Source organism: Pseudomonas sp. TNT3 (genome assembly GCF_010095445.2).
In the GTDB taxonomy this organism is placed as follows: domain Bacteria; phylum Pseudomonadota; class Gammaproteobacteria; order Pseudomonadales; family Pseudomonadaceae; genus Aquipseudomonas.
The window spans coordinates 1-15,706 of sequence record NZ_WFGV02000053.1; the positions used below are offsets into that span (position 1 = coordinate 1).

At 58.6% G+C, this 15,706-nt stretch carries 10 protein-coding genes; 4 read left to right on the forward strand and 6 right to left on the reverse strand.

The window, feature by feature from the left end:
• The 5 genes from GBC55_RS24145 to GBC55_RS24165 form a co-directional block, all read right to left on the reverse strand.
• Positions 1-1,024, reverse strand: a 1,024-nt coding sequence (locus tag GBC55_RS24145; protein WP_247266988.1) for an efflux transporter outer membrane subunit, incomplete at its 3' end; no start/stop codon positions are given.
• A complete protein-coding gene (locus GBC55_RS24150; RefSeq protein ID WP_162440028.1) occupies positions 1,024-4,215 on the reverse strand; it encodes an efflux RND transporter permease subunit in 3,192 nt (1,063 codons plus the stop codon). The genes GBC55_RS24145 and GBC55_RS24150, both read right to left, overlap by 1 nt.
• Before the next feature lie 15 nt (positions 4,216-4,230).
• Positions 4,231-5,484, reverse strand: coding sequence for a multidrug efflux RND transporter periplasmic adaptor subunit MexE (gene mexE, locus GBC55_RS24155; RefSeq protein WP_162440029.1), 1,254 nt, complete (start codon positions 5,482-5,484; stop codon positions 4,231-4,233).
• Between the two features lie 276 nt (positions 5,485-5,760).
• The gene (locus GBC55_RS24160) at positions 5,761-7,305 is read right to left on the reverse strand and encodes a Fic family protein (protein WP_162440030.1); all 1,545 of its coding nucleotides are present in this window, start codon (positions 7,303-7,305) and stop codon (positions 5,761-5,763) included.
• 114 nt (positions 7,306-7,419) lie between these two features.
• Positions 7,420-8,334: a LysR family transcriptional regulator gene (locus tag GBC55_RS24165; protein WP_162440031.1), complete on the reverse strand. Its 915-nt coding sequence runs from the start codon at positions 8,332-8,334 to the stop codon at positions 7,420-7,422.
• Between the two features lie 265 nt (positions 8,335-8,599).
• Here GBC55_RS24165 and GBC55_RS24170 point away from each other — a divergent pair, with 265 nt between their 5' ends.
• The 4 genes from GBC55_RS24170 (at position 8,600) to pgm (ending at position 14,798) form a co-directional block, all read left to right on the forward strand.
• Complete coding sequence (locus tag GBC55_RS24170; RefSeq protein WP_162440032.1) at positions 8,600-9,622, forward strand: zinc-dependent alcohol dehydrogenase family protein; 1,023 nt, start codon at positions 8,600-8,602, stop codon at positions 9,620-9,622.
• A gap of 565 nt (positions 9,623-10,187) precedes the next feature.
• A complete protein-coding gene (locus GBC55_RS24175) occupies positions 10,188-11,642 on the forward strand; it encodes a hypothetical protein (RefSeq protein WP_162440033.1) in 1,455 nt (484 codons plus the stop codon).
• A complete protein-coding gene (locus GBC55_RS24180) occupies positions 11,639-13,039 on the forward strand; it encodes a PLP-dependent aminotransferase family protein (protein WP_162440059.1) in 1,401 nt (466 codons plus the stop codon). Before GBC55_RS24175 ends, GBC55_RS24180 begins: the two co-directional genes overlap by 4 nt.
• A 112-nt stretch (positions 13,040-13,151) precedes the next feature.
• Entirely contained in the window at positions 13,152-14,798 is a 1,647-nt protein-coding gene (pgm, locus tag GBC55_RS24185; RefSeq protein ID WP_162440034.1) for a phosphoglucomutase (alpha-D-glucose-1,6-bisphosphate-dependent), read from the forward strand.
• A gap of 106 nt (positions 14,799-14,904) precedes the next feature.
• Here the strand turns inward: pgm and GBC55_RS24190 are convergent, their stop codons facing one another.
• Entirely contained in the window at positions 14,905-15,600 is a 696-nt protein-coding gene (locus tag GBC55_RS24190) for a pirin family protein (protein ID WP_162440035.1), read from the reverse strand.
• Between the last annotated feature and the right edge of the window lie 106 nt (positions 15,601-15,706).

Sequence of the window (15,706 nt, forward strand, 5' to 3'; positions counted from 1 at the left end):
CCCAGGCGTTGGCCGCCGAGGAACCGATCTGCGAACCACGCCCGGCGGTGAAGCCAAGGAAGCCGCTGAGGCTGACCCGAGGAAACAGATCCGCCTTGGCCACGCCGATGCGCGCCGTGGCTGAAGCCAGTTGGCGTTCAGCGCTCAGGATGTCCGGACGCCGCTGCAGCAACTCGCCCGGGTTGCCAATCGGCAGCGCCTTTGCAATCGCCGGCAAGTCTTTCGGGCTCAGGTCCACGGTCAGTTTGTCCGGGCGTTCACCCAGCAGCGTGGCAATGCGGTTTTTCTGCCGCACCTGTTCCGCCTGCAATTGCGGCACGCTGGCTTCGACCGACGCCAGCCGCGCATCGGCGCGCTCCACGTCCAGCTGATCGCCCACACCGGCGTCACGCAGGCTGACGGTGATCTTGCGCGACTCCTGCTGATTGTTCAGGTTGGCCAGGGCAATTTTTTCCCGCAGCTGTGCGCCGCGCAATTGACCGTAGGCATCCACCAGTTCGGCAATCATGGTGACTTGCAGTTGGTACAGATCCGCCTCGAACGCCTGCTGCTCGGCGTCGGCCGATTCCAGGTTGCGCTGGATACGGCCAAACAGGTCCAGCTCCCACGCCATGTCCAGGCCCAGGTCGTAGCGTTCGCTATTGACCCGTTGGGTGGTCTGGCCTGGAATCTGCCCCTTGGCCAGGTCACTGCTGACCCGGCTGGTGATGGTCGGCATGGCGTCATTGCTGACGTCATCACGAATTGCCCGGGCGGCTTTCCAGCGCGCGAAGGCGACGCGCAGATCGCGGTTGCCTTGCAGCGATTGAACCACCAACTGGTTAAGCGTCGGGTCTTCGAACTGCTGCCACCAGATGCCTTCGAAACGCGAACGGTCGTAGTTCTTCTGACCGGCCACGCCGTCGGTGGCGGTGGCGGTGGTGATGTTGGCCGGCTCAGTGGCCGGGGTCTTGTAGTCCGGGCCGACGGCGCAGGCACTCAGGGCGAGCACCAGAAGGCTCGGAAGGAAGGCTTTCAGGCTCATTAGTGCGCCTCCGGTTGCTGTTGAAGATTCAGCGCCTTGGCGGCTTTACGCTTTTCACCACGCTCCACGAAATTACGGATCAACACGTAGAACACCGGCGTCAGCAACAGACCGAAGAAGGTCACCCCGAGCATCCCGGAGAACACGGCGACACCCATGGCGTGGCGCATTTCGGCACCGGCACCGCTGGAGAACACCAGTGGCACAACACCCATGATGAACGCGAAGGAGGTCATCAGGATTGGCCGCAGACGCAGACGGCACGCTTCGAGCACCGCATCGAGCGGGCTCATGCCTTCGTCCTGCTGTTTATCCTTGGCAAACTCGACGATCAGAATCGCGTTCTTACAGGCAAGCCCCACGAGCACAATCAATCCGATCTGGGTGAAGATGTTGTTGTCGCCTCCCCAGGCAATCACACCGGTGATGGCCGACAGCAGGGTCATCGGTACGATCAGGATCACTGCCAGTGGCAGGCTCCAGCTCTCGTATTGAGCGGCGAGTACCAGGAACGCCAGCAGTACACAGAGCGGGAACACGAACAGCGCGGTGTTGCCGGACAGAATCTGCTGGTAGGTCAGGTCGGTCCACTCGTAGACCATGCCATTGGGCAATTCGTCCTTGAGCAGTTTCTCGATCGCTTGTTCGGCCTGGCCGGAGCTGTAGCCGGGGGCTGCCGCGCCGTTGATTTCAGCAGTAATGAAACCGTTGTAGTGCATCACACGGTCCGGCCCCGAGGTGTCGCTGACCTTGATGAAGGTCGCCAGCGGGATCATCTCGCCCTTGTTGTTGCGCACTTTCAGCTGGCCGATCTGGTCCGGCTCGAGACGGAACTGCTGTTCTGCCTGAACGTTAACCTGATAGGTACGGCCGAAACGGTTGAAGTCGTTGGCATACAGCGAGCCCAGGTAGATTTGCAGGGTGTCGAAGATGTCGCTGACGGCCACGCCGTGGGTCTTGGCTTTTTCACGGTCGATAGCCGCATCGACCTGGGGCACGTTCACGGTGTAGCTGGTGAACAGGCCGGCGAGTTCAGGCACGTTGTGGCTCTTGTTGATGATGTTCATGGTTTCTTTGTACAGCTCGTCGTAGCCCAGGTTGCCCCGGTCTTCGATCTGCAGGCGGAAGCCACCAATGGTGCCCAGGCCTTGTACCGGCGGTGGCGGGAAGATCGCCATGTAGGCTTCCTGAATCCCGGCGAACTGGCCATTCAACGCACCGGCAATCGCGCCGGCGGACATGCTCGGGTCTTTACGCTCGTCGAACGGTTTCAAGGTCACGAACACGATGCCGGCGTTAGGACTGTTGGTGAAGCCGTTGATCGACAGGCCCGGGAAGGCCACGGCGCTTTCTACGCCAGGCTGTTTCAGGGCCAGGTCGGACATACGCTTGATCACGTCTTCGGTACGGTCAAGGCTCGCCGCATCAGGCAGTTGGGCGAAGGCCACCAGGTATTGCTTGTCCTGGCCAGGCACGAAACCGGTCGGGGTGTGGGCGAAACCGAAGAAGGTCAGCACCATCAGGCCGGCGTACACCAGCAGGGCGATACCGCTGCTGCGGATGACCCGGGCGACGGTCCCGACATAGCCATGGCTGGCGCGTTCGAAGAACCGGTTGAACGGACGGAACAGCCAGCCGCCCAAGAGCTTGTCCAGCACTTTGGTAAAGCGATCTTTCGGCGCGTTGTGGCTCTTGAGCAGCACGGCGGCCAGGGCAGGGGACAGGGTCAGCGAGTTGAACGCCGAGATCACGGTCGAGATGGCGATGGTCAGGGCGAACTGTTTGTAGAACTGGCCGGTGAGGCCGGAAATGAACGCCGCCGGGATAAATACCGCGCACAGCACCAGCGCCGTCGCGATGATCGGCCCGGTCACCTCACGCATGGCTTTCTTGGTGGCTTCTACGGGCGTCTCTCCCAGCTCGATGTGCCGTTCAACGTTCTCCACCACTACGATGGCGTCATCCACCACGATGCCGATGGCCAGCACCAATCCGAACAGGGAAAGGGCGTTCAACGAGAAGCCGAACAGGTGCATCACCGCGAACGTACCGATCAACGACACCGGCACCGCTACCAATGGAATGATCGAGGCACGCCAGGTTTGCAGGAACAGAATCACCACCAGGACAACCAGAATCAGTGCTTCGAAGAGGGTGTGAACCACCGCCTCGATGGAACCGCGCACGAAAATGGTAGGGTCATAGACGATGCTGAAGTCCATGCCTTCCGGGAAGCTCTTTTTCAGTTCGGCCATCTTGCCGCGCACTTCATTGGAAATGTCGATGGCGTTGGAGCCTGGACGCTGGAAGATCGGGATCGCCACCGCCGGCTGGTTGTTCAGCAACGAACGCAGGGCGTATTGGCTGGAACCCAGCTCAATGCGGGCGATGTCCTTGAGGCGCGTGATTTCACCGTTGTCGCCGGAACGAATGATGATGTTCTCGAACTCTTCCTCGGAAACCAGACGTCCCTGGGTGTTGACCGACAGCTGGAACGCGGTGGCATTCGGCGCAGGAGGAGCGCCCAGTGCACCTGCAGCTACTTGACGGTTCTGCTCACGAATCGCACTGACGACATCGGTGGCGGTCAGGTTGCGCGAAGCGGTCTTGTTCGGATCGAGCCATACACGCAGCGAGTAATCGCCCATGCCGAACAACTGCACATCGCCGACACCGCCCAGACGTGCCAGCTCATCCTTGATGTTGAGCAAGGCATAGTTGGACAGGTAGAGCATGTCGTAGCGTTTGTCCGGCGAGGTCAAGTGCACAACCATGGTCAGGTCGGGCGATGCCTTGTCGACGGTGATGCCAATGCGCGTCACTTCTTCTGGAAGCTTGGGCTCGGTCCGGGTCACGCGGTTCTGCACCTGCACCTGAGCGTTGTCCAGGTCAGTGCCCAGGGCGAAAGTGATGGTCAGGGTGATCTTGCCGTCAGCGGTGGACTGCGAGGACATGTACAGCATGTTCTCGACGCCAGTGATGGCTTGCTCCAGCGGAGCGGCCACGGTTTCACCGATGACTTTAGGGTTGGCTCCCGGGAAGTTGGCGCGGACCACAACGGTCGGCGGCACGACTTCCGGGTATTCGCTGATCGGCAACTGGAACAGCGAGATGGCACCGGCGATCAGGATCAGCAGCGACAGCACTGCTGCGAAGATCGGCCGCGAAATGAAGAATTGGGAAAAATTCATCGGAGTTGTCGTCCCTTAACCGCGTGGAGTCGCGACAGCCACTTTCACAACCGAACCCGGCGCGACCTTGGCAGGTGCGACTTGGGGCAGGTTGCTGGCTTCCAGCGCTTGTCGTTGTTGAGCGATAGCCGCGAGGGTTTGTTCGCTGGCCATAGGGATCACTTCAGGGGAGACCGGAGAACCAGGACGCACCCGTTGCAAACCTTTGACGATGACGGTGTCATCCTTGGACAGGCCGTTACGCACGATGCGCAGACCTTCGATCTTCGGACCCAACTCGACGGCGCGGTAGGCGGTTTTGTTGTCAGCGTCCATCACCAGCACGAACTTTTTACCCAGGTCGGTACCGACTGCTTCGTCGTTGATCAGCACGGCGGAGTAGGTGCCGCTGCCGACCAGTTTCAAGCGTGCGTACAGGCCAGGGGTGTAGGTGCCGTCGGTGTTGTCGAACACTGCACGACCGCGGATGGTGCCGGTTTTCGGGTTGACCTGGTTGTCGACGAAGTTCATCACGCCCTGATGCGGGTTGCCGTCTTCGTTGGACAGGCCGAGGTAAACCGGGGTGGTTGCGCCACGTTTACCTTGGCGAGCCAGTTGGGTGTATTTAAGGAATACACGCTCGTCGGCGTCGAAGTAGGCGTAGACCTTGTCAGTGGAGACAACACTGGTGAGCGCCGTGGTGTCGGCGGTGACCAGGTTACCGGCGGTGATTTCCGCACGGCTGACACGGCCGCTGATCGGCGCGGTCACGCGGGTAAAACTCAGGTTCAGTTTGGCGAGGTCCAGTTGCGCCTGAAGGGCACCGACCGCCGCGCGGGCTTCCTGGGAGGCGCTGGTGCGCGAATCGGCCAGCTCGGCGGAAATCGCATTGCTGGTACGCAGGCGCTCACCGCGTTGGGCTTCGTTTTCGCTGCGGGTGGCGTTGGCGCGGGACTGGGCAACCAGGGCTTCGAGGCGGCGGACCTCGGCCTGGAACGGACGCGGATCGATCTGGAACAGCAGGTCGCCTTTCTTGACCAATGCGCCTTCAGTGAAGGCCACTTCGTCGATCTGCCCGGAGACCCGAGGGCGTATTTCTACAGTTTCCGGGGCTTCGAGGCGGCCGGTGAATTCGTCCCATTCGTTGACGGGTTGTTCGAGCACCTTGGCCACGCTGACCTTGGCAGCAGGCATGGCGGCCGCCGTATCCGGAGTCTTGCCGCAGGCGCTCATCACCAGTACGGCCAACAAGGCCAACGGGAAGCGCAAATGTTTAAGTGACTGTTCCATGGATGCATCCGCCAATGTATTGAGAATGGACGGATGATGCTCGGCAGGGTTGTATCGCACGAATCGAATGAAGCAAAGGTAACTATCATTCGGAATGATATAAGACCGAAGTTAGCCCTCTAGTCTGCACCTTTCGTTAGGGGGCTATCAATTGGTTTGATGACAATTCAGTGTTGCCGGAAGTGCAAAGGATAGGCTGGAAACCGAGGCGCGGCCATCGCGGGCAAGCCACGCTCTCACAGGGGCGAGAAAACTACGCGAAACGGTCTGGATGCATCACTCTTCGCCGGTTTCCACTTCCCGTTCTTCGAAGGCAGAGCGCACGGCTTCCACCACACGTTCCGCCCGGTGAGCGTCAGCCAGTTGCGGATACGCTTTTTTCAATTTACCGGATACCTGCCAGCCTTGTTCCTTGAGTGAGCGAATGATGCGGTTGGCGTCCTGATCCGGCATTTCCAGCACCTCTTTGAGTCGCTCCTGGGCGCGCTGGAAAATGACCAGCACGCGTGCTTCCTCGACTATCTCGGTACGGACCGTATGCGCCACGACCTGCGCCGTGTACAGGACATGCTCAGTCAAATCGGGATAGCGCCACGCGAATTGCGCATCGGCGTAGTCATCGAAGACGAGGTTGCTGCGGGTGCCGTCCTCGTAGACGACTAGTTCGCCAAACCGATAAGACGTTGCATAGCGTTGCATGAACGGTCGTGAAAACACCTCCAGCGTACGATCGTAGCGCGCCCGGAAATCAATCGAACTTGTAATGGTGGCCGACACCGGCAGGATCACGCCATCAGGCACCGCCCGGTCACGGATCAGGCTGTCGTTGATCAGGAAGCGATGAATCCGGCCATTGCCGTCGCGCATCGGATGGATATACACAAAGGCGAAGGCGATTGCACCTGCTCGAGCCAGCGGCTCGGCGCCACGTGTTGCGTGCTCGAATGCTTTAAGACCGTCGAGCAGTTGTGTCACTACCTCAAATTGCGGCGCAATGTAGTGCACGAAGTCCTCGCGTATGGTCGCCTGTCCCACGAAGACTGGGGAGCGCCGCAGGCCCAACCCTAACGCCTCATGACCTAAAATACCGGCTTGCAATGTGTGCAGGCTGTCGTTGCTCAACGGGTCTTCGATGTGGCCACAGTACTGGGCAATCACATGGGCAAACCGCTGAATCCTGTCGGCCTTGTCTGCCTCTCTCTCGATCAGAAAGCTCGCACGAGACTCCTTGAATGTCAGCCAGCTGGCGGTGCGCATCAGGATATCGGCACCAAAGGTTTGATTCAGCTCGCGAAGTGCCGCATCCAGGTCAAATTGCAACGCTTCCTGCACGGTCTCGGTACGGCGGACCAAGGGGCAGAACTCCGCCACGCCGGGCAGATTATCGTTGATGCGCCAGCGCCGTATCCGCCGTGGCTCGACTCGGGTGAGGTATTTCTTTGACGAGATGGCATCGACATAGCCGCCATTGGTGATATCCGGCACATCCAGATGCGCTCCGGTCAGCCACTCATAAAGGAATCCGGTGCGGCGGGCGTATTGGCCAAAGGGCGATTGTCGGCACCAGGTTTCGATGGGCTCTGGGCCAACAACAGCAAACAGGCGGGCGAAAAATTCGAGGTGAATTTCCTCGTATTTGAGCCCAAACTCGAAATGCCCCGCGAAGTCGTCAGCAGGCTGGTAGCTGGCGGGATACTTGCTCTCGACATGCCCGTTGTTCTCGCGGCTCATGCGTGTCGTACCCATCACCGATTCGACACGTAGGGGTTGTGCAAGCGCGATACCGTAGCGATCCGCGAGTGCCTTGAAGCCAACTTGCATGGTTGAATCCCCTAACGAGCACTAAAAAATGATAGCCAGGAGGGGATACTACGCGAAAACGATAATTTGATGGGTATGAAGACTGTGCTTACGTGTCCTCTAGAACCCGCACATTCAAAGACTGTCCGGATCCCCAAAAAACATCTGAATCCGCGACCGTAACCAACGCTCGCCCGGATCATTATCCTGCGATCCGCGCCAGGCCATGTGCAATTCAAAAGTGCGTGTCGGCAACGGCGGATCTTCCGCACGTACACCCCCAGCCGCCGTCAACGCCTCAGCCGTGTAATCCGGCACGGTCGCGACAATATCGGTCCCGGCGAGCAGGGTGCTCAACCCGTTGAACTGCGGTACCGCGAGCACCACATGGCGTTTGCGCCCGAGCTTCTCCAGCTCTTCATCAATAAAGCCGCTCAGGTCGCCAGCGAACGACACCAGCGCATGAGGCCGCGCGCAATAATCATCCAGGCTCAACGGGCCCGGCACGGTGTCGGCGCGCAACAGCTTGGGCTGGCTGCGTCGAAGTACCTTGCGCTTGGCATTGGCGGGGAGATCGGTGGTGTAGCTGACGCCGATGGAGATCTCACCTGAAGCCAGCAGTCCCGGCATCAGGATGTAATTGACACGACGCACCACCAGCACGATGCCGGGGGATTCGGCGCGCAGGCGCTTGAGCAGCATCGGCAGCAGGGCAAATTCCACGTCGTCCGACAGGCCGATACGGAACACCGCCGTACTGGTCGCAGGGTTGAACTCGGACGCACGACTGACCGCAGTGGAAATCGAATCCAGCGCCGGGGAGAGCAGGGCGAAGATCTCTACCGCCCGCGCGGACGGTTCCATGCTGCGCCCGGTGCGCACGAACAACGGATCATCGAACAGCCCGCGCAGGCGCGAGAGCGCCGCACTGATCGCGGGCTGGCCGAGGAACAGTTTTTCCGCAGCGCGGGTCACACTGCGTTCGTGCATCAATGTTTCGAATACGATCAACAGGTTCAGGTCGACACGACGCAGGTCATTACGATTCATCTGGAGTCCTGGCAGAGTCTAGGCTTGACGAGAGCGGTCATATGAGAACAATGGCCGGCATGAATCTTACGGGGAAAGGCTGGTACTCTGCACCGAATAATTCAGTTTACGTGCAACGGCCTTCCAGCTTTTACGACAACCGTTGATCCTGTCGATGCTGCGGAATCAATGACAGGCATGTCGACTATTAATAGCCACTGATAGTCTTGGGTAGAAAGCCCAGATAGAGTTCAGGGCATTAGAGGTTTCTTTGACGAGGTTTGCGATGTCACGCACGATCCGTTTTCACAAGTTTGGTCCAGCCGAGGTGCTCAAATGCGAAGAGCATGCGGCAGCACTCCCTGCACCGGGCGAAGTGCAGGTGCGCGTCGAGGCGATTGGCATCAGTTGGTACGACATTCTGTGGCGCCAGAACCTGGCGTCGTCCCATGCCAAGTTGCCTTCGGGCCTTGGCAGTGAAATGTCCGGCGTCGTCACTGCGGTAGGTGAGGGCGTGGATGACTTGGCGGTGGGTGACAAGGTCGCCAGCTTCCCGGCCGAAAGTCCCAATGATTACCCGGTCTACGGCGAACAGATTGTTCTGCCGCGCACAGCATTGACCCGATACCCGGATGTGCTGAGCCCGATTGAAGCCAGTGTGCATTACACGCCGCTGTTGATTGCCTATTTTGCCTACGTGGATCTGGCACGGGTCAAGCCCGGGCAGTTCGCCCTGGTGACTGACGCCAGTCACTGCGCCGGTCCGTCATTTGTCCAGTTGGGCAAAGCGCTGGGCATCCGGGTGATTGCGGCAACGAAGAGTGCAGATGAACGCGACAACCTGCTGTCCCTGGGCGCCGAGAAAGTCATCGTCACCGAGGAACAGGATCTGCTGATGCAGATCAACAAGATCACCGATAACCGCGGTGTCGATGTGGTGTTCGATGGCCTTGGCGGGCCGCAGATGTCTTTGCTGGGGGATGTGCTTGCCCCGCGTGGCAGCCTGGTGTTGTACGGACTGCAAGGGGGTAACCAGACCCCGTTCCCGGCATGTGCAGCGTTCCAGAAGAACATTCAGTTCTTCGTGCACTGCATCGGTAACTTCACCGGCAAGCCGGAGTTGGGGATTGTCCAGGATCAGGTGGCGCTGCAACGGGCGTTGCGTGATATCAACCAGCTGACCGCAGACCGTGTGCTGCTGCCGCTCAAGACCCGGGTCTTTCCGTTTGCCGAGTTTGTCGAGGCTCACCGCTACATGGACGAATGCCCATGCCGCGAACGAGTAGCCCTGCAGGTTGAGCCGGCGTAAATTCGGCCCAATGAAAAGTCCGTGCTTGCACGGGCTTTTTTTTGTCCGTCGCACGTAAAACGGGACGACCATTCAGTACTGCGCTTACCGGCCAGGTAACTGAACTGGTTTTTGCTCTTGATCTGTATCTTCTAATCAGTCTGTAAGCCTTGATAATTGAATGATTGCTTTCATCTCAAGGAATGAGTCATGACTGAGTGTCAACTCAAAACTTTTAACCACGTTATTTTGATATATGCCGAACATTCTGTTCGTCGTTCTCCAGTTGCCGAAAAAACACGGGTGACTTTCTTCCTTTTTTCTTGTGCTACCTGTCTGTGGGACGCTGTCGGAAATTTCCTAAGATATCTGAAGACATCTCAAGCCCGCGCCATTGCGGGGTGTTCGGGCCATTTGCGTTCAAATAAAGTTTGTTCGAGCTTTATTTATTTCAAGTAATGCCACAAACCTTAAGTGCTAGCATTTAGTAATAAAACCCTGTCTTCGAATCAAGGCGGGCAAGGCACGTCGTAAAAGTTATCGCGCTGCGTGCGATATCGAACTTACAAGTATCAGGTACATAAATATGACCAGCATCCATGATCAAGCCATGAACCATGTCTACCAGCAAATATTGCAACGGTTGATGGGATTCTTCTCTCGCGCCGAACGTACGGCATTGCAGCTCTTGATCCAGCGCTTGATGGTGGCAGCGGGGGGCACAGAGCGGATTGGCACTTACAAGGTGCTGGCGATCCAGTCCGGGTCTCGCGACAGCTGCTACACCCTTGCATTGCTGCGTGCCGCCCAGCTGAGTATTGCCGGTCGGTCGCCCGCCACGTTTCAATTGAGAGTGGCGTCGTTACAGCTGAACGGCACCAGCGCGACGTCGCTTGAAAACATCCACCGCAGCTACAGCGCCTTGTTCCTGTACGACGATCCTCGCGTCGAAGTGCTGATGGTCGATAATCGCGAGGTCCTGCCATTCAGTCATCCAACGCCGATCTCCGATGCGGGCTTTGAGGCCAATCGACTCAATTTTCTGATGGTGGGCCATCGTCGTCCACGTGAAGGCGCGCTTGACCTGTGGGATAACGGCTACCTGGCCACTGGCGAGTTCTATGGACAGATTGCCCGCTGGGACAGTGGTGTCGATGCATTGATCTGCAGCGAAACGCCTCGCCAGCAGAAGCAATTTCTCGAAGGACTGAAACGGGCGACGACCAAAGCGGGATGCCGTCCGACCATTCACCATGAGCCCAGCTACGAGGCATTGTTTGCAATGCTCGATGAGCTGCGGGGTGACTGCTACCGCGCGTTCTATCCGGAACTTGATCAGGTGCAATGGCGACCTGCGGAACATTTTGAATCCTGTCGCCGAACCACCTTCATTGACACCAATGACCTGTTAATCAGTGACCTGGAAGAACGCTGGCCGCTGCTTACCGAGTTTCTTGGCTATCGACCGGACGCGCTGCCGGCACCGTTTGCCGAAAACGAATACGTCAGCCTCGGCATATCCGCTCACCTTCGGGGCTTGCAGGAGTGTTTCATGCACGGCGGAAGCTATGACGCGGGCGTTACCGAGCTCTTGCAGCGGGCATTGGTGATGATGCGTCGCAAGCAGGCTCCGGACAGTGCGTGTCAGCAGGCAGAAAAACTGTTTGGCAAGCTGGCGACTCAACCAGATCAGCGTGAGTTGGCAGCGGCAGAGGCGCAAAAAAACCACGGCTTGAGCGAGGCCCAGCTGGTGTGCCTGCTTTTTGCGCCTTTTGTCGACAAAGGCAAAGGGCTTGAGCACTTTCTGCGTCGGTGTCATCCGGGAATGTTGGTGGCCATGCCGGATTTGCACAGGGCAATGCAAGGCGAACCGGTGCCCGAGCAGATTCTGCAATGGATGATCGACGTCAGCGGGTTACCCATCAGTCTGATTGGCAAGCTTTATCGCATGGCACCCCTGGCTGACGATACATCGAACGTTCACGCAGCAACCAGCGACGGTAGCATCGCCTTGGCGGGTGAATGGTCCGCAGGACGTTGAGCGGGGTGCGGGAAACCGGCTTTGCCTACCAGGCGGTGTACCGGTACTTGACTCATCTGATCAACGAGTCTGCCAACGACGAGCGCATCCGGCTCCCATCGCTTCGTCAATTGGCAGACCGTCTGAGCGTGTCGATTTCGACGATTCAGTACGCCTACTCGCTGCTGGAGAAGGAAGGGCGGGTTTACTCGGTTGCCAAATCGGGCTATTACGCGCTGCCGGTGTCCTCGATTGACACGCTCGTGGGCGGGCGCGATTTGCTCGAAACCGTCTACGTCAATGCCAGGCGTCCTGCAATGCTTGTCCTCAGTGCGGATGAGCCGACATTGTTGCAGCCCCTGGACAGTCCACTGTTGCTGCTGGAGAGAGAGCTGCTGCGGCAATATCCGCGTCAGCCGCAATCTTGTGTGCAGCCTTGCGGTGAGCTGGAACTGCGCGCGGCGCTGGCAGCGCGTTACACCACCTCACCCCAGCGTTGCTGGCACGCAGATGAAGTCTATATCGGAGCGGATCTTCGGGGTGTGCTGGAAATTCTGATCGCGGTTCTGGACCTGCGGCACAAGACGGTGGTAGTCGAATCGCCGTGCGACTGGACCATTCTGCGCTTGCTCCAGTCCGCTGAAGTACAGGTGATCGAACTACTGGTGCGGGCAGATGGCAGTCTGGATGTTGACTCGCTCAAGCAGATCCTCGAGATGAAAAACGTTCAGTTGGTGCTGTTGTCTTCAAGGTTGAATATGCCGCGAGGCAGTTTGGCGCCCGACGACAACCGCCAAGCCATTGCGCAGTTGCTTGAGCAGCATGGCAGCTGGGTGCTGGAGAACGATTGTCATGGCGAGCTCGGTTTCGAACCGGATGGTCTGCGTTTTCGCGATCTGCTGAATCCAGACCGATTGATCGTGTTTTCCACGTTCGAGAAAGTAATCGGCCCGGAAGCACCTTATGGCTACGTGCTTTCCCGGCATTTGCGCGACGAACTGCAACGGCAATTCCTGTTGCGCTCGTTTCGCCTGTCACCGTTTCGCCAGAAAGCAATTGCGCGCTTGTACAGCAACGGGCGCATCGATCAGCACCTGCAGGTGCTGCGCCGGTTGCTCAAGGACCGTTCCGTTCAGATGACTCAACTCCTGCGCGAGCGCTTGGGTGATGCCTTGCATATTGTCGAGCCACAAGGCGGCGCGACCCTGTGGGTGCGTTCGTTGCGTCAGGTCGACATCAGGCGGGTGTTTCAGCGTTTGCTTCAGCGCCATGTACTCATCGCTCCGGGTGAGCTGTTCAGTCTTCAGGATTTGCACGGGCAGCACCTGCGCCTGAGCCACACCTTTGGCGGCGACCATGACCTGGCCGCCGCATTGGGTCTTCTGGGCGATGCGCTGCGTCTGGAATCGATCGACTGAGCAGGGCGGTCAACCCTCTTCGAATGGCCGTGGATCGATCCCATCGCGTTGTGGTCAAACTGCCAGTAAACTGCGATCCAATTCCTGAACCAATCGATTCCAGAGGTTTTGCATGACACTCAGTCCTTTTGCGGGCAAACCGGCACCGGCAGAACTGTTGGTCGACATCCCGCGACTGGTTACGGCCTACTACACCGGCCAGCCTGACGCCGGCATTTCCACCCAGCGCGTGGCTTTCGGCACGTCAGGGCATCGGGGCAGCTCGTTCGATTTGAGTTTCAATGAATGGCACGTCCTGGCCATCAGCCAGGCGATCTGCCTGTACCGCGAAGCGCAGGGCATCGATGGCCCGTTGTTCGTCGGGATCGATACCCACGCACTGTCCACCCCTGCTGGGGCCAGCGCCCTTGAAGTGCTGGCAGCCAACGGCGTGACGGTGATGATCGCGCAGGGCGACGAGTACACCCCGACGCCCGCCATTTCCCACGCGATCCTCTGCTACAACCGCGGCCGTACCTCGGGGCTGGCCGACGGCATCGTAATCACGCCGTCGCACAATCCTCCGCAAAGCGGCGGCTACAAATACAACCCCACCAATGGCGGTCCGGCTGATACCCACATCACCAAGTGGATCGAAGCCAAGGCCAACGAACTGCTGAGCAACAAGCTGGCTGGCGTCAAGCGCATCAGCTACGAGCAGGCGTTGAAAGCCGGCACGACCCATCGCCACGATTACCTCAATACCTATGTCGCCGACCTGATCAACGTGATCGACTTCGATGCCATTCGCGATGCCAAATTGCATTTGGGCGTTGATCCGCTGGGCGGAGCAGGGGTGCGTTACTGGTCGGCGATTGCCGAGCATTACAAACTGGATCTGGAAGTGGTCAACCAACAGGTCGATCCGACATTCCGCTTCATGACCGTCGACTGGGATGGCCAGATTCGTATGGACCCATCATCGAGCCATGCCATGCAAGGTCTGATTGGTCTCAAGGAACGCTTTGATGTGGCGTTCGCCTGCGATCCTGACCACGACCGACATGGCATCGTGACCCCCTCCGGTGGCCTGCTGGCGCCAAACAGCTACCTGGCGGTCTCGATCGATTACCTGTTCCAGAACCGCCCGCAATGGCGCGCCGACGCCGCCGTGGGCAAAACCGTGGTCAGCAGTGGCCTGATCGACCGCGTCGCCAAGCGCCTGGGTCGTCGTCTTTACGAAGTGCCGGTCGGCTTCAAATGGTTTGCCGACGGTTTGTTCGATGGCTCCCTGGGCTTTGGTGGGGAAGAAAGCGCCGGTGCTTCGTTCCTGCGTAAGGACGGCGGCGTCTGGAGCACCGATAAGGACGGGCTCATTCCTGCGCTGCTGGCTGCAGAGATGACGGCGCGTACCGGCCGTGATCCGAGCCAGGCATATCGCGCCTTGACCGACGAACTGGGTGAGCCGTTCTCGGTACGGGTCGATGCCAAGGCCAATCCTGAGCAGAAAGCCTTGTTGAGCAAGCTGTCACCCGATCAGGTGACGTCGACCCAACTGGCGGGCGAAGCCATTCAAAGCATCCTCAGTCACGCACCGGGTAACGATCAGGCGATCGGTGGTTTGAAAGTCATGACCGAAAACGGCTGGTTCGCCGCACGTCCATCGGGTACCGAAGACATCTACAAGATCTACGCCGAGAGCTTTGTCAGTGACGACCACCTCAAGCAATTGGTGGCAGAAGCTCAGACGTTGGTGGATGGTGCTATTTCCACGAAATAAAACGCGGATACGGTGTAGAGGGAGGTTAATCCCGCTCTGCTGATATCCGGGCATGAAAAAGGGCGACCCTAACCGGTCGCCCTTTTTTTGCCTTGCCTTCAAGCAATCAAGCCACATCCACCAGCACCACTTCGCTGTCCTCAATGGCCGTCACGCGCAGGACCTGTTCATCCGCAATTGCCACACCGTCTCGAGCTTTTGCGCGTAACCCGTTGATTTCAATGAGGCCGGTTGCCGGTACCAGATAAGCCCGTCGCCCTGCGTCCAAGTGGTATTCGGCAGACTCGCCGGCTTTCAAATTCGCTGCCACCAGGCGGGCGTCCGCACGGATTCGCAGACTTTGATCGTCGCCGGCCTTGCCGCTGGCCAGGGTTACGAAACCTTCACGCTGACCTTTAGGGAACGGTTTGGCTCCCCACGACGGGGCTGAACCGGCTTCATTCGGAATAATCCAGATCTGGAAAATCCGCGTCTCGCTCGATTCCAGGTTGTACTCGCTGTGCGCGATCCCGGTACCGGCGCTCATTACCTGCACATCGCCGGCCTCGGTTCGGCCCTTGTTGCCCAGATTGTCCTCATGGGTGATCGCACCTTCACGAACATAGGTGATGATTTCCATGTCCCGGTGAGGGTGTTTCGGGAAGCCCGTTCCCGAAGCAATCACATCATCATTCCAGACCCGCAAGTTGCCCCAGTTCATGCGCTTGGGGTCATGGTATTCGGCGAATGAAAAGTGGTGATGCGCATCCAGCCAACCATGATGGGCGCCGCCCAGGGAGTTGAAAGGTCTGAGTTCGAGCATGGTCGTCTCCGGAAAGGGTTTGTTGATGGCGACCATCATCTACGAGCAACGCATCGATAAAAAGCGTAAAAAATGCCTCATTACAATCGAATAATTCGATGCTGTT